The sequence below is a fragment of the Sphingobium trunci genome (assembly GCF_022664535.1).
In the GTDB taxonomy this organism is placed as follows: Bacteria; Pseudomonadota; Alphaproteobacteria; order Sphingomonadales; family Sphingomonadaceae; genus Sphingobium.
In genome coordinates, this window is record NZ_JAKUJY010000023.1 from 51,422 (window position 1) to 77,015 (window position 25,594).

Annotated in this window: 23 protein-coding genes and 1 pseudogene; 9 read left to right on the forward strand and 15 right to left on the reverse strand. The window is 62.6% G+C overall.

What is annotated here, in order from left to right:
• Window positions 1–5: 5 nt before the first annotated feature.
• Window positions 6–2,348 carry a membrane-bound PQQ-dependent dehydrogenase, glucose/quinate/shikimate family gene (locus MJ601_RS17390; protein WP_242128729.1) on the reverse strand — a complete coding sequence of 781 codons (2,343 nt, stop codon included), beginning with the start codon at window positions 2,346–2,348 and terminating at the stop codon, window positions 6–8.
• 277 nt (window positions 2,349–2,625) lie between these two features.
• Here MJ601_RS17390 and MJ601_RS17395 point away from each other — a divergent pair, with 277 nt between their 5' ends.
• On the forward strand, window positions 2,626–3,105 hold the full coding sequence (locus tag MJ601_RS17395; RefSeq protein ID WP_242128731.1) for a VOC family protein: 480 nt from the start codon (window positions 2,626–2,628) through the stop codon (window positions 3,103–3,105).
• 75 nt (window positions 3,106–3,180) lie between these two features.
• On the opposite strand, the gene MJ601_RS17400 is transcribed toward MJ601_RS17395, so the two are convergent.
• The 5 genes from MJ601_RS17400 to MJ601_RS17420 all read right to left on the reverse strand — a co-directional run bounded on the left by MJ601_RS17400 (window position 3,181) and on the right by MJ601_RS17420 (window position 10,088).
• Window positions 3,181–4,026: an alpha/beta fold hydrolase gene (locus tag MJ601_RS17400; protein ID WP_242128733.1), complete on the reverse strand. Its 846-nt coding sequence runs from the start codon at window positions 4,024–4,026 to the stop codon at window positions 3,181–3,183.
• Window positions 4,027–4,030: 4 nt separating this feature from the next.
• Window positions 4,031–5,749 carry an FAD-dependent oxidoreductase gene (locus MJ601_RS17405; RefSeq protein ID WP_242128735.1) on the reverse strand — a complete coding sequence of 573 codons (1,719 nt, stop codon included), beginning with the start codon at window positions 5,747–5,749 and terminating at the stop codon, window positions 4,031–4,033.
• A gap of 48 nt (window positions 5,750–5,797) precedes the next feature.
• Window positions 5,798–6,778: a cyclase family protein gene (locus MJ601_RS17410; protein WP_242128737.1), complete on the reverse strand. Its 981-nt coding sequence runs from the start codon at window positions 6,776–6,778 to the stop codon at window positions 5,798–5,800.
• 83 nt (window positions 6,779–6,861) lie between these two features.
• The gene (locus tag MJ601_RS17415) at window positions 6,862–9,147 is read right to left on the reverse strand and encodes a TonB-dependent receptor (RefSeq protein WP_348635598.1); all 2,286 of its coding nucleotides are present in this window, start codon (window positions 9,145–9,147) and stop codon (window positions 6,862–6,864) included.
• A 134-nt stretch (window positions 9,148–9,281) separates the two neighbouring features.
• Window positions 9,282–10,088, reverse strand: a complete 807-nt coding sequence (locus MJ601_RS17420; RefSeq protein ID WP_242128741.1) for an IclR family transcriptional regulator — start codon at window positions 10,086–10,088, stop codon at window positions 9,282–9,284.
• A gap of 160 nt (window positions 10,089–10,248) precedes the next feature.
• On the opposite strand from MJ601_RS17420, the gene MJ601_RS17425 reads away from it, so the two are divergent.
• Window positions 10,249–11,220 carry an acetaldehyde dehydrogenase (acetylating) gene (locus MJ601_RS17425; protein WP_242128743.1) on the forward strand — a complete coding sequence of 324 codons (972 nt, stop codon included), beginning with the start codon at window positions 10,249–10,251 and terminating at the stop codon, window positions 11,218–11,220.
• A 3-nt stretch (window positions 11,221–11,223) separates the two neighbouring features.
• A complete protein-coding gene (dmpG, locus tag MJ601_RS17430; RefSeq protein ID WP_242128745.1) occupies window positions 11,224–12,267 on the forward strand; it encodes a 4-hydroxy-2-oxovalerate aldolase in 1,044 nt (347 codons plus the stop codon).
• A 56-nt stretch (window positions 12,268–12,323) separates the two neighbouring features.
• On the opposite strand, the gene MJ601_RS17435 is transcribed toward dmpG, so the two are convergent.
• From MJ601_RS17435 to MJ601_RS17450, 4 genes are all read right to left on the reverse strand, one after another.
• Window positions 12,324–13,112: a fumarylacetoacetate hydrolase family protein gene (locus MJ601_RS17435; RefSeq protein ID WP_281061358.1), complete on the reverse strand. Its 789-nt coding sequence runs from the start codon at window positions 13,110–13,112 to the stop codon at window positions 12,324–12,326.
• Between the two features lie 60 nt (window positions 13,113–13,172).
• On the reverse strand, window positions 13,173–14,879 hold the full coding sequence (locus tag MJ601_RS17440) for a bifunctional 3-(3-hydroxy-phenyl)propionate/3-hydroxycinnamic acid hydroxylase (protein ID WP_242128749.1): 1,707 nt from the start codon (window positions 14,877–14,879) through the stop codon (window positions 13,173–13,175).
• A gap of 97 nt (window positions 14,880–14,976) precedes the next feature.
• Window positions 14,977–15,843: an alpha/beta fold hydrolase gene (locus MJ601_RS17445; RefSeq protein ID WP_242128751.1), complete on the reverse strand. Its 867-nt coding sequence runs from the start codon at window positions 15,841–15,843 to the stop codon at window positions 14,977–14,979.
• Window positions 15,844–15,885: 42 nt separating this feature from the next.
• On the reverse strand, window positions 15,886–16,818 hold the full coding sequence (locus tag MJ601_RS17450; RefSeq protein ID WP_242128753.1) for a 3-carboxyethylcatechol 2,3-dioxygenase: 933 nt from the start codon (window positions 16,816–16,818) through the stop codon (window positions 15,886–15,888).
• A gap of 128 nt (window positions 16,819–16,946) precedes the next feature.
• Here MJ601_RS17450 and MJ601_RS17455 point away from each other — a divergent pair, with 128 nt between their 5' ends.
• Window positions 16,947–17,759, forward strand: a complete 813-nt coding sequence (locus MJ601_RS17455) for an IclR family transcriptional regulator domain-containing protein (RefSeq protein WP_242128755.1) — start codon at window positions 16,947–16,949, stop codon at window positions 17,757–17,759.
• 28 nt (window positions 17,760–17,787) lie between these two features.
• Here MJ601_RS17455 and MJ601_RS17460 read toward each other — a convergent pair whose 3' ends face one another.
• A complete protein-coding gene (locus MJ601_RS17460) occupies window positions 17,788–18,549 on the reverse strand; it encodes an SDR family NAD(P)-dependent oxidoreductase (RefSeq protein WP_242128757.1) in 762 nt (253 codons plus the stop codon).
• A 370-nt stretch (window positions 18,550–18,919) separates the two neighbouring features.
• On the opposite strand from MJ601_RS17460, the gene MJ601_RS17465 reads away from it, so the two are divergent.
• The 3 genes from MJ601_RS17465 (at window position 18,920) to MJ601_RS17475 (ending at window position 22,950) form a co-directional block, all read left to right on the forward strand.
• On the forward strand, window positions 18,920–20,734 hold the full coding sequence (locus MJ601_RS17465; protein ID WP_242128759.1) for a flavin-containing monooxygenase: 1,815 nt from the start codon (window positions 18,920–18,922) through the stop codon (window positions 20,732–20,734).
• A gap of 43 nt (window positions 20,735–20,777) precedes the next feature.
• Window positions 20,778–22,124 carry a glutathione-disulfide reductase gene (gorA, locus tag MJ601_RS17470; RefSeq protein ID WP_242128761.1) on the forward strand — a complete coding sequence of 449 codons (1,347 nt, stop codon included), beginning with the start codon at window positions 20,778–20,780 and terminating at the stop codon, window positions 22,122–22,124.
• A 403-nt stretch (window positions 22,125–22,527) separates the two neighbouring features.
• Window positions 22,528–22,950 carry a hypothetical protein gene (locus MJ601_RS17475; protein ID WP_242128763.1) on the forward strand — a complete coding sequence of 141 codons (423 nt, stop codon included), beginning with the start codon at window positions 22,528–22,530 and terminating at the stop codon, window positions 22,948–22,950.
• On the opposite strand, the gene acpP is transcribed toward MJ601_RS17475, so the two are convergent.
• Complete coding sequence (acpP, locus tag MJ601_RS17480; protein WP_242128765.1) at window positions 22,926–23,162, reverse strand: acyl carrier protein; 237 nt, start codon at window positions 23,160–23,162, stop codon at window positions 22,926–22,928. The two genes, MJ601_RS17475 and acpP, sit on opposite strands and share 25 nt — an antisense overlap.
• A gap of 119 nt (window positions 23,163–23,281) precedes the next feature.
• Here acpP and MJ601_RS17485 point away from each other — a divergent pair, with 119 nt between their 5' ends.
• Both MJ601_RS17485 and MJ601_RS17490 read left to right on the forward strand, forming a co-directional pair.
• Entirely contained in the window at window positions 23,282–23,524 is a 243-nt protein-coding gene (locus MJ601_RS17485) for a hypothetical protein (protein ID WP_242128767.1), read from the forward strand.
• A gap of 87 nt (window positions 23,525–23,611) precedes the next feature.
• A pseudogene (locus tag MJ601_RS17490) lies at window positions 23,612–23,986 on the forward strand (hypothetical protein); the annotation flags it as partial.
• Window positions 23,987–24,101: 115 nt separating this feature from the next.
• On the opposite strand, the gene arsH reads toward MJ601_RS17490, so the two are convergent.
• From arsH to MJ601_RS17505, 3 genes are all read right to left on the reverse strand, one after another.
• The gene (gene arsH, locus MJ601_RS17495; protein ID WP_242128770.1) at window positions 24,102–24,848 is read right to left on the reverse strand and encodes an arsenical resistance protein ArsH; all 747 of its coding nucleotides are present in this window, start codon (window positions 24,846–24,848) and stop codon (window positions 24,102–24,104) included.
• On the reverse strand, window positions 24,845–25,303 hold the full coding sequence (locus tag MJ601_RS17500) for a GNAT family N-acetyltransferase (protein WP_242128773.1): 459 nt from the start codon (window positions 25,301–25,303) through the stop codon (window positions 24,845–24,847). Before MJ601_RS17500 ends, arsH begins: the two co-directional genes overlap by 4 nt.
• Window positions 25,276–25,594: arsenic resistance protein (locus MJ601_RS17505; protein WP_491572929.1), on the reverse strand; the 319-nt coding region annotated here is incomplete at its 5' end. The genes MJ601_RS17500 and MJ601_RS17505, both read right to left, overlap by 28 nt.

The window sequence follows — 25,594 nt, forward strand, 5'->3', positions numbered from 1 at the left end:
CCAGCTCATTTTCCCAGCGTATAGGCGACGACATAGTCGCCCAGCACGGAACCCAATATGGGATTGCCCCCTGCCGCGATCGCGACGAACTGCCTTCCGCTCTTGGGGGAGATGTAAGTCACAGGCGTCGCCTGGCCACCCGCGCCCAGATTGGCTTGCCACAGCAGCTTGCCGGTGCCGGCTTCGATCGCCCTGAACGCGCTGTCCTGGGTCGCCCCGATGAAGAGCAGGCCGCTTCCCGTCACCAGCGAGCCGCCATTGTTGGGCGTGCCGATCGTGAAAGGCAGCTTGGAACGCAGGCCGAGCGGTCCCGCTTCGCGTGCGGTGCCGAACGGTTGCGACCAGACCAGCTTGCCGCTCCTGATATCGACGGCAGCCAGCATGCCATAAGGCGGCTGATTGCACGGGATGGCGAGCGGCGACATGAACACCTTGATGATCGCCACATAGGGGGTGTTGAATTGCGGCGCGTTAAGCGCGCCATGCTTCTTTCCGAAGATGAGCCTTTCGCGCGCGGCATCGTCGCGGGTGACGATGCGGTCATAATTGGGCACGCGATTGGAATTGACGAACAGGAGGTGCCGGATCGGGTCCACGGACACGCTGCCCCAGTCCATCCCGCCGTTGAAGCCGGGATAGGCAATCGTCGGGCGGAAGCCGGGCGGCGTCGCCGTGCCTTCATACCGGGCCTCCCGGAAACGGATGCGGCACCACAGCTGATCGATGGGCGTGACGCCCCACATCGACTTTTCGGTGAGGTCGGGACCGCGGAAGGAGGGCATGCCGACCGAGAAGGGCTGGGTGGGAGAGAGGCGCTCGCCCGGCACGATGCCGCCCTGCGGCACTGGCCTTTCCTGAACCGGCTTCAGCGGCTTGCCCGTCAGTCGGTCGAGCACGAAGAGCTCGCCGCGCTTGGTCGGCTGGATCAGCGCGGGACGCACGCCGCGCGCGGTCGGTAATTCGATCAGTGTCGGCTGGGAGGCATTGTCCCAGTCCCACAGGTCGTGATGGACCGTCTGGAACGTCCAGCGGGTCTTGCCGCTCTGCGCATCGATGGCAGTCACGGACGAACCGAATTTCTCATCGAACGGACGGCGGTACCCGCCGAAATAATCGACCGCAGGGTTGCCCGTGGGGACATAGACCAGCCCCAGCGTCTCGTCTGCGCTGAAGGGCGCCCAGGCGTTGGGCGTCGAATGGGTATAGTTTTCGCCGGGAGGCGGCAGGGTCTGCCGATCGGGTCTGCCGATGTCCCATGCCCAGGCGAGCTCTCCCGTCACCGCGTCGAAAGCGCGCACGACTCCGGCCGGCTCGCCCCATTGCATGCCGTCGCTGACCCAGCCGCCCAGCACCACCTTGCCCCGGACCAGAGTCGGCGCCGAGGTGACGGCATAGAAGTCGGTATGTTCCGGGCTCAGCCCGGCAACCAGCGCCACCTGGCCGTTGTGTCCGAAGGTCGAGCAAGGACGGCCCGTCCGGGCATCCAGCGCGATCAGGCGCGCGTCAATGGTGTTGGTCAGGATACGCTCGGCGCACTCGCCAGTCACTTGGGGCGCCTTGTAGTAAGCGACGCCCCGGCAGACCGTATAGGGCACCGCGTCCAGCTTGACCCCAGCGTTGAAGCGCCAGCGCTGCCGGCCGGTTTCCGCGTCCAGCGCAATGACGTCGTTATAAGCATTGCAGACATAGAGGGTCTGGCCAACCTTGATCGGCGTCGCTTCAAGGCCGCTGGTCGGGCCGATCCGAACGCGCCAGGCTTCCCTGAGCATGCCGACATTGGCGGGGGTGATCTGATCGAGGCGGCTGAACCGGGTGCCGCCAGCGTCTCCACCATAATGCAGCCAGTCGGCATCCTGCGCGTCATGACCTGTCCGTGGAAGCGGCGGGATCGGCCCCTCGAACATGCCGGTCTGATACATCGGATCGAAGGGATCGGCCGGGCGCACGGCCAGAGCGATCCCGCCAAGCACGAGCGTAAGAGCGCATATGCCGATCATGACCGGCCTTCCCGTCCACCGGCGGCCCCAGTGCGAAAGGGGCTGGAGCGGACGGCGCACGGCTGGAATGAGCAAGGGGAGGCCCAGAACGATGGGCGCCAGCAGGCGCGCCATGAGCGCCCATCCATCAAGGCCCGCCTCCCACAAGGCCCAGGGCAGCGTCAGCAGCAACAGTGCGAGATAGAGGAGGGCGCCTTCGGTTTTCCTGAGCCAGATACCCAGCGCGCCCAGCGCGGTCATACCGCCGGCAACAAGGTAATAGGGCGATCCGCCGAGCCGGACCAGATAAGCGCCGCCGACGCAGAGCGGGACAGATATCACGAAAAGGATGAGGGCGTATGTGCGTGACATAATATTGTCGATCCGCTCCGGCTCGCTTGTTCTCTTCCAGTTGGGATCGCAAGCAGTGCTGTTTTTCGCAAGGACGGCGGCCCTGGAATCACTTTACTTTTCCGAGCAGGGTGTTGCCCATTTGACCATCGCGCTGTCGTTAGCGAATTCAGCCGAAATTCGTGCGGCAAAATACGCGAAATGGCGAAAGGGTGATTGGATTTCGGAGGCGCATCCGAGTGCATCCCGGCCGCCGACTGGCATAATCGAGTGGGATATAAGAGTGAGGATGTCTTGGATGGCCGTCAATCTCAATCGACTGTACCACGTCAACATCAACGTATCGGATCTTGAACGGTCCATCGCCTTCTACGAAAAACTGGGTTTCAAGGTCACTGCCCGGTTCCGGATGGACGGCGACCTGGGCGAACGCACCGCCAAAGCTTTTGGCGCGACTTTCAATCCCATCGAAGCCGCCTTCCTGAGGCTGGGCGATCAGCCGGGGTCGATGTTGATCGATCTCTGCCAATATATCGACCCGCCGACGCACGGAACGCCCGTCCGACAGCTCGATCATGCCGGAATGGTGCGGCTGGCTTTCCATGTGGACAATATCGAAGATGCCTATCAGGGCATCGCCGACATGGGCATCGAGACGCTGGGTCCGCTGCAATTCATGACCCCGCCTGGCGGCACGCGGTCGGGCGTGTTCGCCTTCTACGATCCGGATGGCACGATATTGGAGGTGCTGACGGGCGTGGAGCATATGGCGGGCTGACGAGGCATGACCGGCTTGGGTTGCCAAATCCTGACGACAAGCCCAAGCCGCCTCTTTCATGCTGATCCGCTGAACTCAATCCGCTCGCAGGAAGTCGACCAATGCCCGGTTGACGATGTCGGGCTGTTCGATCTGCGGACAATGGCCGGCCTCCGGCACGATGATCGCATGCGCGCTTCCCATCTGCTCGGTCAATTCCTCCCACCATCCGCTGGGCTTGATCTTGTCCTGCTCGCCCGCGATCACGAGCGTGTCCGTCGCGATCCGGGCATAGGCGATGCCCGACTGGGGCCTTGGGTCCTGTAACGCCTTGGGACGGCGAAAGCGGGCGGCGGCGACCGCTTCCCAGGCTCCGGGCAGAAGGCTGCCGGCATGGCGCCGCGCGATATAGGCCTCGTCCCGATGCCAACGTTCGCCATGGAACAGAGCTTGCACGATCTTGCCCATGGCGGCCATCGATCCGTCATAGTCGAAAAGCGCCTCGGTATGCGGGGACTCCATCAGCAACGCACCGCCGCCGGCGATACTGACGATCTTTCCGGGCCGCAGCAGGGGAACCGGAGACGCGGCGTCGAACAGGGCCAGCATCCCGCCCATCGAGTTGCCGACACAGGGCGCGCCCGCGGCGTCCATCGCCTCTATGAACCGGGCGAGGTGACGGAGCCGGCGCTGGCGGCCGTCGATGAAGTCCACGACCTTGGCGGTGCGACCGAAGCCGAGCAGATCGGGCGCGAGCACGCGGAAATGCCGGGCCAGGGCGGGAATTGTCGCTTCCCAGCAGATTTCCGCTTCGCCGCCGAATTCGCCGCCATGCAACAGGATGACGGGATCGCCCGACCCGGCCTCCAGATAGCTTGTCTCCAGCCCGTCGATGAGGATGTCCTTGCGGACGAATGGCATGTCGGAAGGCGTGCCTGCCATGGTCTTAGCCTTTGGAAAGGGAGGAAAAAGTGGTTTGCGCCGCATGCTCCACCGCGAGATAGGCAAAGACCAGCGCGGGTCCGATGGTGATGCCGCCGCTGGGATAGAAGCCGCCCATGATGGAATTGCGGTCGTTGCCGCAGGCGTAGAGGCCATCGATCGGCTGGCCCTGCTCATCGAGCACGCGCGAATGGATATCCGCTGCCAGGCCCGTGGTCGTCCCAATGTCCCCGGCGTGGATGCGGATGGCGTAGAAGGGAGCCTTGGCGATCGGCCCCAGGCAGGGGTTGGGCTTGTGCGTCGCGTCACCGAGATAGCGGTTATAGGCGCTGGATCCCTTACCGAATTCAGTATCCACGCCCTTGGCTGCGTCCTGGTTGATCCGCGCGACGGTTTCCGTCAGCGCATGCGCCTCCACGCCGATCCTGTCGGCCAGTTCGCCGATCGTGTCGGCCCGGATCAGATAGCCCGACCGGATCGCGCGGCGTCGCTCGAATGCAAGCGGAGGCACCGCGCCGAAGGCATATTTGCGCACGAAGTCGGCGTCGCAGATGAGGTGGGCGGGTTGTTGATCCTCATTTTTGAGCCGTCCCAGCATCGCCCGCACGAAATCATGGTAATTTTCCGCTTCATTGTAGAAGCGCCTCCCCCATTTGTTGACCGCGATCAGGCCGGGCTTCGCGCGATCCGCCATCAGGTGGGGGAAGCGCGCGGTCGAGCCGTCCGGTCTTTTCGCCACCGACACCGGCGACCAGAAGGCGCCTTCCACATTGTCCCGGTCGAGCTTTGCACCGTTGGCGGTCGCAACGGCGATGCCGTCGCCGGTGCTGTCGGCGCTGGCCGCGGAAAAGCCGAACGGCGCATCCTCCATCACCGTTTCGCGGATATCCTTGCTCCAGGGGAAGCCGCCGGTCGCCAGGATGACGCCGTGTGTGGCCAGGATGGTTTCCCGCTGTCCGGCCTGTTCGACGATGATACCCGACACCCGCGATCCATTCTTCACCAAGCCGACCAGCGCGGTATCCCGCTGCACCGGGATCTGGCGATCCAGTACCGCCCGGTACAGCCTGGCCACCAGCGCGTTGCCGCCCGTCAGGCGCGTGCCTCGGCCATAGCGGCGATAGAAGATCCTGTCGCGAAGGTCGCGCGCCATCAGCTTCGCGCTATGCACGGCCGACCGGAGCGAGCGGCGCGCGTTGAGCAGGTGATAGACATCCATCAGCTCGAGCATCTGCCGTCCGAACAGGCATAATTCGGGCAGCGGGCCGCGAAGGTCGGTAAAGCGGTCGCCCAGCATGCGGCCATCACAGGAAAGTGGCGTCATGGCTCGGCCGGCCTGGGATGCGCCCGCCGCGTCGGGATAATAATCGGGAGAATTGATCGCGCGGATGTAGAATAGGGGGCCGGTCTGCCGTTCGAGATAGGCGATCGCCTCGGCTCCGCGTTGCAGATAGGCGTGCCGGGCCTCCCGCTCATGGGGATTGGTGACGGTGCTGTCGAGATAGAGTTCGGCCTGTTCGATGCTGTCCGCCAGGCCGCTGTCGATATTATGCTGGCTGTTGGGTACCCAGGCCACGCCGCCGGAATAGCAGCTCGTCCCGCCGATCAGGCCGGTCTTTTCCACCACCAGCACCCGCAGGCCCCTGGATTGGGCGACGATCGCGGCGGCGAGACCGGCGGCGCCGGACCCGGCGACGACAAGATCAACGTTTCTTTGCGACATGGCATTCTCGTGTCATGAAATCGCAAGGGCGGAGGCGCGGCGGAGGCCTCATTTGATCGCGAGCACGTTGACGGGCGCGCCCGTGCCTTCGCTGACCTTCAGCGGCGCTGCGGCATAGAGGAAGTCCCATTGCCCGTCGGCATGGCAATCCTTCACCAACTCCTCGAAATTGCAGATCTCGTTGAAGGCGATGCCAAGGTTGCGCATCAACGCGCAATGCAGCGGAATCTGCACGCCGATAGCCGGATCCAGTTCCGTCTCGTTGGAGATGGTGTCGGTCGCCAGACAGGGTATCTCCATTCGGTGGAACCAGTCCACCAGTTCAGGGGAATAGGTAAGCCCCGGCTCCACGAAGTCCTGGTAGAAGACGTCCGGTCCCTGGACGCGCAGCAGCTGAAGGAAGCCAAGGCGCAGACAGAGTATGTCATGCTTTTCGATGCTGATCCCCTGCCCCTCGGCGCACGCCAGAAGATCGTCGAGATGGAGCAGGTCTCCCTTTTCGAGGAACGGCTTGCCTTTGTACGCCGCCATGTCGAGCAGCACGCCGCGTCCTACGACGCCGCGCTGGGCGATCGGCAGGATGGACGCCTTCTTAAGGCCGCCGGACGTCTCGGACGCCGGATATCCGTTCCAGAGCGTATCCTCGTACCAGACATGGCCAAGCGCATCGAACTGGGTCGACCCTTGCAGGAACATCTCTATCCGGTCGTCCGCGAATTCGGCCCCGCCCGGCAGGCTGGGCAGATCGCCCCGCACATAGCTGTCCTTGTCGACCGTCATCTCGCGCCTGGCCGGGACGCGGCCCGGCCACAGCGGATCGCCGTCGGGGTTGCCGATAACCTCGCCGCACGTGAAAATCTTGCCCTGCCGAACGGCGCGGACGCCGCGCAGCACCTCGCTCCCGGTCAGGAAATTGAGCGCGCCGACCTCATCATTTTCCCCCCAGCGGCCCCAATTTCTGGGAGCGTTCGCCAGAAGGGCCGCGACATCGGCGCCATGGCCATGTCCACCTGCATGATCGTCGCACATTATCCGCTCTCATCCTCTCCGTGGGCTGCTCCCTTGCTCATGCGGGGAAGGCTCGGCAAGCCGTGCCGGCCCCGCATCTCCCTTCAGAACTTGAACAGCCAGTCAAATCCGTAGGTGCGCGGCGCGCCCGGCATCGCCGAACTGCCGCGCGGTCCGTCGCTTTGAACCTCGGCGACATAATATTTTTCCTTGGTAATATTCTTCGCCCACAACCGGATAGCGAAGCGGTTGCCTTCGCCAGGGAAGGTATATTTGACCTGCGCGTCGACCAGCGAATAGGACGGTTGCCGCAGCGCATTGTCCGCGTCCCAGGCGAAGCCGTCATTATAGGCCCAGTTGATGTCGAAGTTGAATACGCCGATCCCGGTTTCCAGGTTGTAGTTCGCGCCGATATTGAACGTCCATTTGGGGACGCGCACCATATCGTTGCCGCTGGCGTCATAGGGCAGGAAACCATATTGATATCCGCCGACCGGACCGAGTGCGGGGTCGGTGTTGGTGTTGACCACCGGCGTTTGCGCGTTCGGGAAATCCTTGTACTTTGAATTCAGGTAGCCGCCGCTGAAGCGCAGCATCAGACCGTCGCTCAGCGCCGCCTGTCCTTCTAGTTCCGCGCCATAGATGCGCGCGGCCGGCGCGTTGATGATGATGACTGTCGGGCCGTCGAACTGCTGGAACTGGGCATTCTTGAAATCATAATAGAAGGCCGCGCCGTTCAACCGGATACGCCGGTCGAAAAGTTCGGACTTGAAGCCGATTTCACTGGCATCGAGCACCTCGGGCTTGGCGGCTGTCGGCAGGAAGGGAAGAGTGTTGAACAGGCCCGACTTGTAGCCGCGGCTCTGCGACGCATAGATCATGACATCGTCCGTCACCTTGTGGTCAAGCGAGACCTTGTAGGTCAGCTTCCGGAACCTATCCTTGCCCCTGACCTCCGCACCCGGGATGGCGGGTGATCCGACCAGGTAGAAATCGCTGCGGCCGATACCACTCAGCCGGTCCTCGGTGTAACGCAGGCCACCTGTCAAATTGGTCGACTCTCCAAGGTGAACGGTCGTCTGCCCGTAAAGCGAGGCGGATCTTACCTTCGACTGCCCGTAGGTATCGCTGATCGCCGGAATTCCGCCGGTGAAGACATCGATCGCTGCGCCGGTGAAGCGCGAGGGTGAGTAGCCTGACTTGGCATGCAGATAATAGGCACCCACTAACCAGTCGAAGCTCGACCCCTTGTTCGAAGCGAGTTGCAGTTCCTGGCTGAATTGTTTGACGCGCCCATAAAGGTCGGCGCGCAGGAAATTCTGCTTCGAGAAGTCCGAGTCGAAGACGACATAGGATTTGTCATCGCGATAGGCGGTGATGCTGGTCGCCGTCGCGAAGCCAAAATCATGCTGCAATTTGCCAGAAACGCCCCAATTCTCATCCTTATTGAGCGGTGCGTCATTGGACTCGATATTGTAAAAGCCAGGGTTGGGCTGCCGGCCATAGGGCGGCAATTCGTAGCCACGCGATGGACCGTACAGATATTGGCTGTGCGCCAGGAAATCGTTGTTCGACTTGCTATAATCGCCGATGAGCGTGAACGTGGTGTCCGGCCCGGCTTCCCAGCGCAATTTGCTGCGCAAGGATTTGGTGTTTTCCTTGCCCCAGTCGCGGCCTGTCGCGACATTCTTCCCCCAGCCTTCCGCCTGGTCGATCAGCATCGCCGAAAAGTCGATAGCCAGCCCTTTCGCGAGGCCTGTCGACGCGTAGATGTTGCCGCGGAAGGTGTCGAAATTGCCATAACCCACGCCACCTTCAACCTGCGGATTTTCGCTCGGCTCGCGCGTGATGATATGCATCAGGCCAGCGCTGGCGTTGCGGCCGAACAGCGTACCCTGCGGACCCTTGAGCACTTCGACGCGATCAATGCTGTTGAGCTGGAGCAGCGATGCTGGCACGCGCGAAAGATAGACACCGTCGATATAGACGGCGGTGCTGGCCTCGTTCCCCGCCAGTGAGCCGGGATTGCCGATGCCGCGCAGGAAAGGCTGAACGCTGCCGCTGGTGATAAAGATGCCGAGCGAGGGGACGATCCGGCCCAGATCATTGGCCGAGCTGATGTTCGCATTTTGCAACATGCGGTTGTCAACGGCACTGACTGCGACAGGCACATCCTGAAGATTTTGGCTGCGCTTTTGTGCGGTGACGACAATGTCTTGCAGGACATTGTTCGATTCGTCCGTCTGTGTTTGTTCCTGGGCTCGGGCCGGAGAACTCACCGCGACGAGTGCGAACACGGAAGCAGCGCTCCACTGCATCAGACGTGACCGCTTCATTGTTTTGATCATCTTTCCTCCCCGATAGACAATCGCTGACCTTGGGGCGCGCATTAGAGGCGCCGGCAATAGGAGCTATCCATCGGGAAGATTCGATATCCGCCTGTTTAAATATCAACAATATGAAACAGCAACCTGTTCGCAATGAGAACAGGGGCCCCGCGTGTATCGATGGTACGCACTTCAATTCAGGGCGCTTCATCGATCCTCGCACTGGTTAAAGGATGAGACAGCCAGCCCTGGTGCAGTCCAGGAGGAAATAATTGTGTGCTGATCGCACTGGCCGTGTTGTGGAGACGGGCGACGAGCGCGGCCGTATCGAACGGCGCAGGGGATGCAGGGGCGTGACTGACCGAAATCGCTGCCACGATTTTGCCCGCCCTGTCCCTGATCGGCACCGCTGCGCAGCGGAGGCCGACAACCATTTCCTCTTCATCTGTCGACCAGCCTTGGATCCGAACGGCATCTATCGCGTCCCGAATCTCGTCGGGATCGACCAAAGTGTTCGATGTCAAGGGTACGAAGGCGCCATCTGCTAGATAGCGCTCGAGCTCATCCTCGGCGAGGCTGGAGAGCAGGATTTTCCCGAGGGCAGAGCAATAGCCTTCCAACTGCATTCCTTCGGCCGAGTGGATGCGGACTTTTCCGAAGCGCTGCTTGACAACGTAGGTGACCATCCCGCCCTCCCAGACGCCGAGATGGACATGGCAGCGGACCAGTTTCGACAGGGAAAGCAAGTGTGGCCGAGCGATCGCGGCGAGTATGTCCCGCGGCGAAGCTTGCCGCGCAAGCGCAACGATCGCACCCCCAAGCCGGAAGTCGGCTCTGCCGCTACGCATCAAGAAGCCGCGACGTACAAGAGACTTCACTATGCGATGGGTAGTCGTCAGGGAAAGTCCGCAGCACTGCTGGATCTGCGGCATGGATGCGCTTCCCGAGGCGCCGACCGCTTCGATAATATCCAGAGTCTTGTCGATCAGTGGCTGGCTAGCCATCTTTGTTGCCTTCCAGTCATTGAACGCGCAACTTCCGGTTGGTGGAAATAACGCGGAGGACGATGCTTGTCAGAGTATCCCAAATGGTTGATCCCTGTGTCGACGGGCCTTGCGGCGAAGGGGCTCGTTTGCGACTTTTCATCAAAGAGAGAATGTAAAGATGGGCAAGGTCAAAGCTGCCATCATCGGATCGGGCAATATCGGCACCGATCTGATGATCAAGATGATCAAATATCCGCAGAATATGAAACTGGTGGCCGTCGTCGGCATCGACGAAGCCTCCGAAGGCCTCGCCATGGCCCGCGAGCGCGGCGTGGCGACCACGCATGAGGGGCTGGAAGGTCTCAAGGCGATGGACGCCTATCCCGAGATCGGCATCGTTTTCGACGCCACCTCGGCCTATGCGCACAAGGTGCATGACGCGGCCCTGCGCGCAGACGGCAAGCAGCTGGTGGACCTGACCCCCGCCGCCATCGGACCCTACACCATTCCGACCGTCAACGGCGAAGCCAATCTGGACGCCGGAAACGTCAACATGGTGACATGCGGCGGTCAGGCGACCATCCCGATGGTCGCTGCCGTGTCTCAGGTGGCGACCGTCCACTATGCCGAAATCGTGGCGTCGGTTTCCTCCCGTTCCGCAGGGCCGGGCACCCGTGCCAATATCGACGAGTTCACCCGCACCACCGCCGGCGCGATCGAAAAGGTCGGGGGCGCAGCGCAGGGCAAGGCGATCATCATCCTCAACCCGGCCGAACCGCCGATGATCATGCGCGACACGGTCTTCACCCTGTCCGAAGGCGCTGACGAGGAGACGATCCGCACCTCGGTCGAAGCCATGGTCAAGAAGGTGCAGGCCTATGTCCCCGGCTATCGCCTGAAGCAGCAGGTTCAGTTCGAACGTTTCGGCGACAATAACAAGCTCAAGATTCCCGGCCGGGGCGAGTTCACCGGGATCAAGACGATGATCCTGCTCGAAGTCGAAGGCGCCGGCGATTACCTGCCGAGCTATTCGGGCAATCTCGACATCATGACCGCCGCCGCCAAGGCGACCGGCGAACTGCTCGCGCAGCGCATTAGCGAAGGAAAGAAGGTGGCAGCCACCGGCTCGCTTGCCGAGACGGAGAATTAAACAATGACCAAGACATTCAACGTCGAGGCGGGCGACAAGCTCTATATCCAGGACGTCACCCTGCGTGACGGCATGCACGCCATCCGCCACATGTATGGCATCGACCATGTGAAGGCGATCGCCAAGGCACTGGATGACGCAGGCGTGGACGCGATCGAGGTCGCGCATGGCGATGGGCTCAATGGCGCTAGCTTCAACTATGGCTTCGGCGCGCATACCGACTGGGAATGGCTGGAGGCGGTCGCTTCCGTCCTCACCAGATCGGTGCTCACCACCCTGATCCTGCCCGGTGTCGGGACGGTCGAGGAGCTGCGCCGCGCCTATGATATCGGCGTGCGTTCGGTCCGCGTCGCGACCCATTGCACGGAGGCCGATGTCAGCAAGCAGCATATCGGCATCGCGCGTGATCTTGGCATGGACGTGTCGGGCTTCCTGATGATGAGCCACATGATTGATCCGGAGAAGCTCGCCAACCAGGCGCTGCTGATGGAAAGCTATGGCGCGCAGTGCGTCTATGTGACCGACAGCGGTGGGGCGCTGGACATGGATGGGGTAAAGGCTCGCCTCGAAGCCTATGGCCGTGTCCTCAAGCCCGAAACCCAGCGCGGCATACACGCCCATCATAATCTCTCGCTCGGCGTCGCCAACTCGATCGTCGCGGCGCAGGCAGGGGCGGTCCGCATCGACGCCAGCCTCGCCGGCATGGGCGCGGGGGCTGGCAATGCGCCGCTGGAGGTGTTCATCGCCGCCGCCGATCGTAAGGGCTGGAACCATGGCTGCGATGTCATGTTGCTGATGGATGCCGCCGAAGACCTCGTGCGCCCGCTTCAGGACCGACCGGTGCGCGTAGATCGCGAAACGCTCGCGCTCGGCTATGCGGGGGTCTATTCCAGCTTCCTGCGTCACGCGGAAAAGGCAGCCGAAACCTATGGTCTCGACACCCGCACCATCCTGGTCGAACTGGGCCGCCGCAAGATGGTCGGCGGACAGGAAGACATGATCGTCGATGTCGCCCTCGACATGCTCGAGGCACGCGAGACGGCATGAAGGGGGAGGGGAGGGAAGGCCCGTGCTTCCCTCCTCGTCTTCGGGAAAGCGGCATCTCAGGAAAAGCGGATGCTGGCTTCGCCGAGTCCATCGATCCTGGTGACGAAATGATCGCCGGCGACGGCGGGGGCAAGCGGCACCAGCGATCCCGACAGGATGATTTCCCCGGCCCTGAGCGGGACGCCATAGGCGCCCAGCGTGTTCGCCAGCCAGGCGACGGCCGTCAGCGGCGATCCCTGGACGGCCGACCCATAGCCCGTCGATATCAGCGCCCCATTTTTGAAGACCTCGCATTTGAGTGTGGGGAGGTCGAGGTGGGCGGGATCGACGCGCTCCTCCCCCAGTACGAATATGCCGCAGGACGCGTTGTCGGCCACCGTGTCCACGATCTGGATATTCCAGTCCTGGATTCGGCTGTCCACGATCTCGAAGCATGCGCATACCGCCTCCGTCGCGCCCAGCACATCCTCGTCGGTGACGCCGGGACCTATAAGATCGTCCTTCAGGATGAAGGCGATTTCCGCTTCCGCGCGGGGAGCGATCAGCGCGCCTTCTATCCGCACGGTGGCGTTACGATCCACGTGCATGCGGTCGGTCAGAAAACCGAAATCCGGCCGATCTACTCCCAGCATGTCCTGCACAGCCTTCGACGTCACGCCGATCTTCTTGCCGACGACGCGTTCGCCGTCGGCCTCCCGCCTAGCCAGGATGCCGAGCGAGATGCGGTAGGCGTCATCGATCGTAAATTTTCCCCGATCCCGCAAAGGGGGAACCGTGCGGCACGCGCGCAGCGCGTCATATAACTCGCCGGCGTGGCGTTCGTTCAGTGCGTCATCGCTCATCATAGTCTCTCTGGATCGTGGCTCGCTGCAAAGGCGGACCGGGATGGCCGGATACGGACATCCTCAATAAGGTTCGCGCAACCGTACCGCCGCCCAGGCGGTCGCGGGATGCGGCAATTCGTCTTTCACCGTCTCCACATCGCTCGGGCTTGCCGCGGTTGAAGCGACGCCGCTGATCAGTTCTTGCAGACCGCGGCTTGCCTCCTCCAGCTTTTGCGGCTGCACGATGGCGGCTACGACGCGGTCGGGGCGCAGGACGACGATCGACCCGTCGGCGTCCTGCTCGGCGAACCATTCGTGCATGGCCCCGTTCGCGTCGCCTATCAGCGACGTTCCCGGAAGGACACTTCCCTGGAAATCTTCAAGCTGGGTGACGGGGATGACCGCCAGCATCGCGGCGCCCAGCCCCCGCCAATAGGTGCGGCTCTGCTCGTCCAGGTGAAGCTGGGGATCGGTCCCCCAGGACAGGATCGCGAAGCGCAGCCCGATGACGTCGTCGAGGCGCGTCAGCGCCTTGTCCCGCGTCATCACCATGGGCTGAGGAAACAGGCGTCCGGTTGCACGGCCGGCGGGTTTGTGGGGCCCATCTGTCAGGACGATGCCCTGCGTGAAGCGGGGCATCGGCTTGAAGCGCATCTGCACGAAATAGCGTTTGACCGGAGGAATGGCATTGAGGGCGAGCGCGACCCGGTCGCGCAGCCAGGCCACCAGCCGGTTCGTCGGCGCGAAGATGCGCCCGGCGGTCACCGACAGGTCGATCATCGCCTTGGCATGTTGCCGGCGCTCGCTCTCGTAGCTTTGGAGTATGTCGGCAGAGGCGTCTCCCCGCACCGTCATCGCGAGTTTCCAGGCCAGGTTGGTCGCATCCCGGATGCCGCTGTTATAGCCCTGACCCTGCCACACCGGCATGAGATGCGCCGCATCGCCGGCGATCAGCACCCGGCCTTGTCCGAATTTCCGGGCGAGCCGTGCATTGTGGGTGTAGACGCGGCTGCGCAGCACATTGGCACGTTCAGGGTGGGGCAGCGCCCGCGCCAGCAGCGTCCGCACGCCTTCGGGCGAGCAGAGCTCTTCCTCGGTCTCCTCGCCGAACACCATGAATTCCAGCCTCCGCATGCCGTGCGGCAGGGCGATCGAGACATAGGGGCGGGACGGGACGCAATGCAGATAGGAGTCCGGCAGCCCCAAAGGATCGTCGAGAATGTCGATGACCACCCAGCGGGTGGAATCCGTGATGCCGTCGAATTCTATGCCCAGCGATTTCCGGACGACGCTGCGGCCGCCGTCGCATCCCACCAGCCATCGCGTCCTTATCCGCTGGATTCCGGCGTCGCACTGGACTTCCAGCGACACGCCGTCGCCTTCCTCCACAAAGGATAGAAGCTCGGCGCCGAACTGCGCGGTCACGCCATCGAAGCGGCGCAGGCCGTCATACAGGATTTCGTCGACCATGGGCTGGATGAAGGAGTTGCGCCGGGGCCATCCGAATTCCCTGGTCTTGGGATCGATGAGGGCGAATGTCTTGCCGGTCATCGTCATGAACCGCATCTTCTGGCCGGGGATCGTATGGCGCGCGATCACATCGGCCAGCCCGATCGCCTGGAAACTGCGCAGGCATTCGTCGTCCATGCCGACGCCGCGCGGATAGTCGATCAGCCGGTCGCGCTGTTCAAGGACCAGCGCATTGACGCCCATACAGCCCAGATAGTTGGCGATGGTGAGGCCGACCGGCCCCGCGCCGACGATGGTGACGTCGACCTCTTCGGCCATGCTATGATCCCCCGGCTGCATGTGGGTTCCCGTTCGTTCCTCGAAAGATGGAAGGTTCGGCGGCGCATGGGCACCGTCTGCTGCGTGGCCGTCAGTTTTAGCGGCCAAGGAGGAAATCCAGATGAATCTGGTTGAATTTCGCCGGATCCTCAAACTGGGGCCAGTGACCGCATCCGTTCATGACCTCGTATCGCGCGTTCGGCAGCAGGTCGGCAATCCGCTTGCCCTCGGCGGGGGAAGCCGTGGGATCGTGCGATGTCCAGAGGACCAGGGCGGGCGCAGCGATCCGCCCGGTGTCCGCGTCGGAGAACATGTTACGCCGGCGGGTATCCATGTCCTGAAGGCACAGCACCTTCTCCATGACCTCGGGGAAGCCCGGTTGCGCGTAGATGGCGCGACGCGTTTCCACCAGATCGTCGTTTACCTTGGTGACGTCATGCATCAGGAATTCAAGCCGGGATCGAATACGGGCAGGATTGGGATCGCGCGCGGCCTCCATGGAGAGCAGCTTGATCCGCGCCATCACCTCCGGATGAGCGGTCCATCCGCCGGCCGTGTTTAGCACCAGCCGGTCCACCTTGTCCTGATGATGCAGCGCCAGCCAGGCCGCCACCCATCCGCCCAGCGATTCGCCCGAAATGTGCGCCTTGTCCCGTCCCAGCGCCTTGAGCACGGCAAGCACATGGGCGCCGTAATCGGGAATCTCATAGGCGCAGTCGGGCTTGTCGCTCCAGCCATGGCCGATCAGGTCGACCGCAACCGTCCAGAAATGCTCGCCATGCGATGCGAAGTTGCGGCTATAGGCCTCGGCATGGCCGCCGGTGCCGTGGATCAGTAGCAGCAGTGGCTTGTCGGGGGTGCCCGAGGAGATGAAGCGGGTCCTGATGCCGTCGGCATCGAGATAGCCTTGGGTGAAGGACACGGTCGTAAGGTCGGACCAGACGGAATTGTGAAATGCAGACATGGGAAGTCTTCCAATAAGGATGGGAGTGAAAGGGCGCGACGATCAGGCTTCCGTGGCCTCCAGCAGGCCCATTCCGGTGATCCAGGCGTCGATTGCCTCGTAGAAATGCACATGCCCGGCATATCCGGGACGCAAGGCTGCCAGCGCGGCGATCCAGGTGCGCGCTTCATGCCCGCCGCGCCCTCCCGTTTGGGCGATGGCCGCGTCTGTTACGTTGTCGAGGACCGAAAGGTTGCCCGACACGAATGCGTCCAGAAGGGTGCGGTCCCATTCCGCGTTGGCGGGCAGCAGCGAGGATGTGCCGGTCACCATGGCCTGTCCCTCCGTTCGCGCCCGGTTTTGACGGGCAAATCTCTGGGCATGTAGCAGAGGCGTTCCGCCGATCAGTCGCGCACGCACCTCGGGCGAGGCGGTGGCGAGCGATGGCATCGGTGGATCGTGGGACAGGCCACCCGACCCGATGATGAGGATGCGTTCGGGCGCCTCGCGCGCCCAGTCGCCTACGGCTCGGCCCAGCGCCCGCACCCGCTCGAACGTGGGCAGCGGCGCGGCGGCGCAGTTCACGAAGATCGGAATGACCGGAAGCGGCGCGTGGCCCTCGGACAGCCATTCTAGCGGCTGGACGGCGCCGTGGTCGACATGCATGTCATGGGAAATCGCGGCGTCTATGCCGGCATCCAGAAGGAAGCGGGCAAGCGCGCTCGCGCGATCCTCCGGGATGTCCAGCAGTCCCGCCGCCGTCCCATAATCACCGACCGAGGCGCCCTGGATACCGACGCAAAAGGGCGGCAAAAGCTTATAAAAGAAGCCGTTCAGATGATCGGGGTAGAAGATCACCGCGAAATCAGGCTTCTTGTCTGCCACGATCGCTGCGAGTTTGCGGAGGGCATCGTCGAACCGCGCCTCAATGTCCGCGGACGGCCTGCTGCTGTCCCTCAGGGGACTATGCGACAGGCACACGGAACCAACAATCATGCAATCTCTCCTGACGCGGATCCGCCGTGGCGCGGGATGTTTGAAATGATGTGCCGACGATTGAAAAACGCTTGATCTTTTGCAACACGAATTGCAGCCTTGTTCACTTGGTGAACGAGTGAGGCAATATGGATCTGCCTGAACGCAATCCCTACAAGGACGTCCGATCTCTGGTCCGGGGCTTGCAGATCATCGAGGCGTTGAGCGAGATGGGATGGGCCAAGGTCGGCGATCTCAGCATGGCCGCCAACATCCAACGATCGTCCGCCTACCGGCTCGTCAATACGCTGGAGCAGCTCGGCTATGTGACGCGGCGCGCCGATGACGGGGCCGTCGCACTGACGCCGAAATTCGCCTATCTCGCCGACGCGCTGAAGGACGACGATGTCGTTACCCAGTTCGCCTGGCCGCCCTTGTTCGAACTAACCAAGGACGTGCTGTGGCCCTGTGATTTTGCGAGCCTTGAAGGCGGGCGCGTGCTGATCCGTCTTTCGACGCACCGGATCAGTCCGATGTCCATCCATCGCGGCATGATCGGCAAGGAGCGCTATCTCGTCCGGTCCGCCCTGGGCGTCGCCATCCTGTCCGCGATGGCCGAAGAGGAACTCGAAAGCGCGCTGTCGATCATCGACAGGATGGGCGGTCCCAACGCGGACGATATCCGGGACCGGGGCGCCATCCGAAGGCTTCTGGATGGCGTGCGCGAGCGCGGATATGCTGCCTCGGCCGGACAGACCGAAACGAAGATCAGCGCCATCGCCTTGCCGATCCGTTCGCCCGACGGCCGGGTGGCGGGCGCCGTCAATATCGTCTTCTTCCGCAGCGTCATGACCACCGGGCAGGCGGCGGACCGCTATCTCGGCAGACTTCGCAAGTGCGTCGAGCAGGTGGAGCAATCCCTGCAGGATTTCGCCGAACGCAAGAACATCGCCGCAACCTGACCGCTTGTTTTCGGCCTGGAAGCGGGCGTCAGCGCGCGGTTAGTCCGCCATCGACGACGATCGCCTGTCCCGTGATGAAGGATGCCTGATCCGACGCGAGAAACGCGATGACGGCTGCGATTTCCTCCGGTTCGCCCCAGCGTCCCATCGGTACCCTCAACTTGTCGTTGATCAAGGCGTCGCTTTCTTCTTTCGTAGGCTGGAAGCTTTCGGTCATCGGCGTGCTGATATAGCCGGGGCAGACCACGTTCACCCTGATGCCCTCTTTCGCATATTTGAGGGCGGCGTCCTTGGTCGCGCCAACCACGCCATGCTTGGAGGGGCCGTAGCCAGTGGGACCAATCGAACCGGTCACGCCCGCGATCGAGGCGATGTTGATGATCGATCCACCGCCGTTGCCTTGAAGAACAGACAGGCCCGCTCGTATCGCCCGCCAGGTGCCCAGCAGGAACATATCCACGTTGCGCTCGAAATCGTCATAATGGGCCGTGCTCGTCCTGCCCGCCGAATTCACGATGATGTCGATGCGGCCGAAATGTTTGTGGCCGGCTTCGATACTGGACTTCACGGAGTCATCTTCCAGCACATTCATCCCGGTGAAAATCGCCTCGCCTCCGTCCGCCTTCACCAGATCGAGCACCTCGTCCGCCATCTGCTCGTCCATGTCAGCTATGACGAGCTTCACACCGTTCTTCGCCATTGCGACTGCAGTCGCCCGTCCGATCCCGCTCGCACCGCCGGCGATCCAGCAGACTTTTCCCTTCAGGCTGGGATAGATCACGATATCCATTTGTCCTACTCCTTCATCCGATTTTCAGTTACGCGATAGCCCTGCCGGCAATCATGGCAATGGAAATGGCACGCCTGTTCGCCGAGCGAACGCCTCCATCCCAGGATCTGCGATAATCGCGGCTTGATGACCCGCTAAATTGTTCAGGCTTGCCTGTACACTCGACTGGCTTGGCATGTTCGTATGGAGAACATGTTGGTGATGGCGATTGCGGGACATGGCAGTCGGACGTATCGCGCTATGGAAGCGGGAGCGATATCGCCGCCGTTCGAGAGGGTGGGCTTTCCTGAAAGGCCACGGAAACGCGCGTGCGGCAGCTTGGTGGGTATCCCGTCGTCCTTGAATGAAGAATGAAGATTGGGATGCCCTCATGAGCGACGAAAAAATCCTGCTTGCGGCTGCCGAATGGATGTCAGTCTTTGAAAGCGCCATCGAGGCGAAGGATGCGACCCGCCTAGCGGCGCTTTTCAGCGATCCCGCCTATCTGCGCGATAATGGTGCCTTGACCTGGGACTTTCGCCAATATCATGGTCGCGACGCGGTGGTGGACACGCTCCTTGCCCTTTCCGACGACATGAGGCCGCGCAATTGCCGGCTGGCGGCGGACTGGCCGGCCCCACATGTTCTGGGCGAAGGCGACGCGGCGTTCGTCGAGGCCTTCTTCGATTTTGAAACCCGCTCGGGCAAGGGTGTCCTGCTGCTCAATGCCGTTCAGGACGAAGGCGAATGTCTCAAGGCGCGCGCCGTCTTCACCCGGCTTGAAGATCTTAAGACCATCGAGCGTCCCGCGCCCCATCCGCGCGGACGGGGGTTTACCCCCAATTTTGCCGGTGAGACCTGGAAACAGCATATCGATGCCGCGCGTCAATATCAGGATAGAGACCCTGACGTGGTGGTGATCGGCGCCGGCCAGGCCGGCCTGGTGACGGCTGCCTATCTGCGTCGGTTCGGCGTCAGCGTGCTCAATATCGATCGCTATGACAATGTTGGGGACAGCTGGAACAAGCGCTACGATTCGCTTTACCTGCATAATCCTGTGGAGATGAACGAATTCCCCTTTCTGCCTTTCCCTCCCCACTATCCCCAATATCTTCCCAAGGATCTGATCGGCGAATGGCTCGACCTCTACGCCCGCTACATGGATCTCAATGTGTGGACCGGGACCGAGTTTCTAGGCGGTCGCTATGATGACGAGACGGGCCGCTGGACGGCGCGGGTTCGTCCGCACGGCGGGGAGGAACGGCAACTGCATCCCCGCCATATCGTGCTTGCAACCGGAGGGATCGGCGGCAAACCCTCGATTCCGAAACTGCCCGGACTCGACAGCTTCACCGGCAAGGTGATGCACTCGTCGGAATATACGAAAAGCGAGGATTATAGCGCCAGGAACGCCATCATCGTGGGTGTGGCCACGAGCGCACACGATATCGCCCGGAACCTGCACGAAGGCGGCGTGAGCGTCACCATGCTGCAGCGTGGCGCTGTCGTGGTGAACCATGTCGACACCGCCAATCTCGCGTATGCGGCCTATCTGGACCCAGAAATCCCCACCAGGCTGGTCGACATCCGGTACGGCATTGGCCTTATCAATCCGCTGCGCGAGAAGGCGAGCCAGACCTATCATAAAATGGCGAAGGAGATGGACGCGCCGCTTCTGAACCGGCTGGCGGCGCAGGGGCTGGAACTTGGAGATGGCGTAAATGGTCAAGGCTGGCTCGATCTCTTCCTTCGCACCGGCGGTGGTTATTATCTCAACACCGGGACGTCCGAACTGATCGCGGACGGCAAGATCAAGATCGAACAGTTCGACCGGCTCGACACGTTCGTGGCGAATGGCGCCCGGCTGACGGACGGTTCGGTGATCGAGGCAGATATCGTGATCCTCGCTACGGGCTATCAGAGCCGCAAGTCGGAACTTGCCGATGCCTTTGGCGAGCAGGTGGCGGAGCATGTCGGCGAAATCGCACGCCTCGACGAAGAGGGGGAATGGGCGAATGTCTGGAGCCAGACTGGACAGCGCGGCCTCTGGTTCAATGGCGGCGGCATCAACCAGATGCGGCCGGGCTCGGAGCGTCTCGCTCTTCTCATCAAGGCGGATCTGGACGGGCTTATCCCGGATGCGCTGAGGCGGAAGCCGCGCACTGCGCGTCCGGTCGAGACCCGGGAAAGCGAAGGCGCTGCCTGACCACGTTTACTGGAAATGCGCGCCTGTTGTGCTGGATTGATCGATGCCCTCCCATGACTACGACCTTCTCATAATCGGCGCGGGATCGGGCGGGGTGCGCGCTGCCCGTGTCGCGGCGTCGCATGGCGCCACGGTCGCGGTGGCCGAGGAATATCGCGTCGGCGGCACGTGCGTCATCCGCGGCTGCGTGCCCAAGAAGCTGCTCATCTACGGCGCGCATTTCGCCGAGGACCTGAAAGATGCGCGGCGTTTCGGCTGGGACGTGCCCGAGTGCGACTTCGAATGGATCACGCTGCGCGATAATGTGTTGGCCGACGTGGACCGGCTGGAGGGGTTGTACAAGAGCACGCTCGACAGCCACCAAGTCGAACTGATCCACGAGCGCGCAACGGTGACCGGGCCGCATTCGGTGCAGCTGGCTAGCGGGCGCGACATCAGCGCCCGTTACATATTGATCGCCACTGGCGCTTGGCCGATCGTGCCGGAGATCGAGGGGGCGGAGCATGGCATCACGTCCAACGAGGTCTTCCACCTGGACTCGTGCCCCGGTCGCATCGTCATCGTCGGCGGCGGCTATATCGCCAACGAGTTCGCCGGTATTTTCCACCAGCTCGGAAGCCATGTGACGATGGTCAACCGCGGCACCGACCTGCTGCGCGGATATGACGCGCAGATCCGTGACCGGCTGCTCCAGATTTCGATAATGAAGGGAATCAATTTCCGTTTCAATGCGAAGATGGAGATGATCGAAAAGAACACGGACGGGACGCTCTGTGTCCGGTTCGAAAGCGGCGATCCCGTGGTGGCCGACATTGTGCTGTTTGCGACCGGGCGGCGGCCAAACACAGATGGGCTTGGGCTAGAGTCCGCCGGTGTCGTGCTGAACAAGACGGGCGCGGTCGAGGTCGATGACTATAGCAGGACGAGTTGCGAGAGCATTTATGCGGTAGGCGATGTGACCGACCGGCTGCAACTGACCCCCATGGCGATCCGCGAGGGCCATGCCTTCGCCGATACGGTCTTCGGAGGTAATCGACGCAAAGTTGATTATCGCTGCGTGCCCTCCGCCGTGTTCAGTCACCCGCCAGTGGCTGGCGTGGGTCTTACCGAGGCGCAGGCGCGCAACCAGTTGGGCGCGGTGAAAATCTACGCGTCCGATTTCCGGCCAATGAAAAATGTGCTGGCGGGCCGCGATGAACGAGCGTTGTACAAGATGGTGGTAGATGCCACGACGGACCGGGTCGTGGGACTGCACATGATTGGGCCAGACGCCCCGGAGATATTGCAAGCTGCGGCGGTCGCTGTGAAGGCGGGCCTTGCCAAGCACGACTTCGACGACACCGTGGCGCTGCATCCCAGCATGGCGGAAGAGTTGGTGCTTTTGAGATGAGCGAAGAGGATGAGCTAATTATTTGTCAAGATCTAGCGAGTGAACCGAGGTGATGGCGTTGGCGAATGCGTTGTCACTGGGTGTGCCTGGCGCCTGAAGTCCAGCACCGCATCGTGCCGGTATGGTCACAAATCGAAATTCTTCGAATAATTTCGGTCTCTTAGTCCCGGCGGATTCGCTTCGGCTGGATCGAAATAAAACTCCCAGTGCTTGCGCTGCCCTCGGTGAGACGCTTGGCACCGCCCTTCCGGCCTTCGGCTACCAGAGCTCTTCGATGAAATCGCGATGTACTATTGAGACGGCGAGATCGACGACGAAGCCGCGCGCCAACGCCTGCCTCGGAACGCAATGCCTGGCACTTCGATGCCGACATCCTCTATGAAAATATGCCGGGCATCGAGGAATGCTCATCCATGCCGCCAGCGATCCCGAGGCAGGTCATGTCGGCAGAGTCTATGCCGCCCTGTCCGGCGCGCACCGGGGCATTTCCCGGCCGCGCATCGTCCTTCGCGCTGGTGACCGCACCATCTCTGAGCGCACGTTCTCCAAAATCCGTCTCGGCGAACGGGGCATGGATGGCGCGATCACACAGATCGTCGGCCTCGGCCTGCCAGGTCCGGGCCTTCGGGAGCAGCCGGAAACCTGGCTCCGCCGTCTTCAGACCGAAGGCCTCCTGACCCGTCATCGCACCGCCGGGCTTTTCACCTATTGTTTCGAGCTGACCCGCAGCGCCCGTAGAAACGGCCGGACGCTGCCCAGGCTGCCTTATCCCAAAACCCTCCCGGATGTTCGATGCCGGAGTCAGGCTTTGGCGCTTTGCACGTAAGCGATCGCGTCGCCGACGGTCTGGATTTTCTGGGCATCGGCATCCGATATCGAGATATCGAACTCTTCCTCGATAGCCATGACGAGCTCGACGACGTCGAGGCTGTCGGCACCGAGGTCATCGATAAAATGGGCGTCGGGCGTAACCTTGTCGCGATCGGCACCAAGCTGGTCCGCCAGAAGCTCCGCAATTCGATCGGCGATGTCCCTCATCCAATTCATCTCCAAGGGGGGCCGCTTTTCGAGGTCGGCATCCGCGTGCCGTTGCTCTTTCGGCGGCTTCGCGTCCGCCGGTGGGGCCGCAATATCGTCTTCAGCAGAGGAGCAGTCTGATGCATGTCGAGTTCGAAATCCATGGCCGCTTCGACGTCCCCGACGGGACCGAGCAAATCGACGGATCGACCAACCTCTTCCGGCTTCCGTCAGGCCAGGTCGTATCGGTTCATCCGGTGATCGAGATGGCCACCGCCCTCGACAGCGATGACCACCGGGACCTCACAACCGACGAGGCGGCCGCGATCGGCGTCCATCTCGATCTCTACGATCGGGAGTCCAGCCTTCAGGACGCCGAGTGACGATGCGCCTCCACCACCCAGGGCCGAGGAGGAGAGGCGGGGGGACGTTCGGCGCGCAGATGGACTGCGCGAGAACGGAGCGCCTCCATGCTGGCGACCGATCCTCCCGCGCCCGCCGCGCATATTCGCGACATCGACTATATCCGCGTCGCCGAACCTGCCCCCGTGGTGCTCGCCTACGGGATCGGCATCGACAGCACCGCGCTGCTCGTCGAGCTCGAAAGCCGCGGAACCCCGCCCGATCTCGTCCTGACCGGCGACCCGGGCATCGAGAAGCCGGAGACCTACGCCTATCAGAAGATGATCGCCGCCTGGATGGCCGCGCGCGGCATCCGCTACGAGACCGTTCGCTACACGCCGCGCCGGTTCAAGCACTGGCCACCCTATTACGACCTGCTGGCCAATGTCCTCACCAACGCGACGCTGCCGAGCATTTCTCTGGGGCGGCACAGTTGCAGCTTAGGTCCAGCACTCCAACCTGTCTTTTTAGCCCCACAGGTTGAGAGGGATCAGGCCGACCGCCGCGCTAACCCAAAGAGCTGGCGGTGGTCGGCCTGATCCCTCTCGGGGCGCAACGTCAGACGTCGGCGGTCGACTGCGAAGCCAAGTCGTTTGCCGCATCCCGCGTGGCTTTATCAGCCATCCGTTCGGAATAGCGGTCGACGAGTTGGCCGACATGGCTGCGGGTCAGGATCGTGAACCGGACCAGCTCCTCCATCACGTCGACGATCCGGTCGTAATAGCTCGACGGGCGCATGCGCCCGGCTTCGTCGAACTCCTTGAACGCCATCGCGACGCTCGACTGGTTGGGGATGGTGATCATCCGCATCCAGCGGCCGAGCAGGCGCAGGGTGTTCACCGCGTTGAACGATTGCGAGCCGCCCGACACTTGCATGACGGCCAGCGTGCGGCCTTGGGTCGGCCGCATGCCGCCGAACTCCAGCGGCAGGTGGTCGATCTGGGCCTTCATGATGCCGGTGATCTGGCCATGCCGTTCGGGGCTGCACCAGACCATGCCTTCGGACCAGAGCGCGTGCTCACGAAGCTCATGCACGGCGGGATGATCGTCGCCCTTCACCTGATCAGGCAAAGGCAGATCGCTCGGGTCGAATATCCGCACCTCGGCGCCGAACAGGATCAGCAGCCGCGCCGCTTCTTCAGCGGCGAGCCGGCTGAAGGACCGCTCGCGCAGCGACCCGTAGAGCAGCAGAATGCGCGGCGGAGGCTGATCGTCGCCGAGGCCCGCACCCGGCCGGGTATTCGCAATGCTCCTATCAAGCGCGGGGAGATGGTCGGGGTCGGTCAGCGTGCGGAGACGGGTCATCCAAGATCCTTGACGAGATAGGTCGCGCGAGGACCGCACAGCGACGTGAGCTGCGCGGTCGCGGCGATGAAGGCGGGTGCGGCGTCGCGATCGGCGTCGACATAACCAAGCCCTCGGAAGAACTCGGCGCCACCATTGGTGAGGAGGTGCAGCCGCTCGACCGTGCCGTCTGCTACCCGTTCGAGGCGTTCGACCAGCATGCGCCCATAGCCTCGGCCGCGACGGGTCGGCAGCACGACCAGCGAGCGGAGCAGCCGGTCGGCGCCGTCGCCCTCAAGGCCAACGAACCCAATCAGCCCGTCATCGTCGGACAGGCTGAAGAACATTTGGTCGGGACCACCCAGATCGTCGGTCGGGAGCTGCGCGGCTTCGAGCGCGAGCCGGAGAACATCGTCGGCGTGCCGCGCCTCCGAGAAATAGACCTGCGTCACGCCGTCGCGCCCGCTTCGTACCACGGCCGCGTCCGCTTCACGATCGCAACGACCGAAAGCATCACCGGCACCTCAACCAGCACGCCGACGACGGTGGCCAGCGCCGCACCCGAGTTGAGGCCGAATAGGCTGATCGCTGCGGCAACCGCAAGCTCGAAGAAGTTGGAGGCGCCAATCAGCGCGGCCGGAGCCGCCACGCACCACGCCACCCCGAACCGACGGCTCAGCCAATAAGCGAGCCCAGCGTTGAAATAGACCTGGATCAGGATGGGCACTGCGATCAACACAATGACGAGCGGATGGGCGATGATCGCC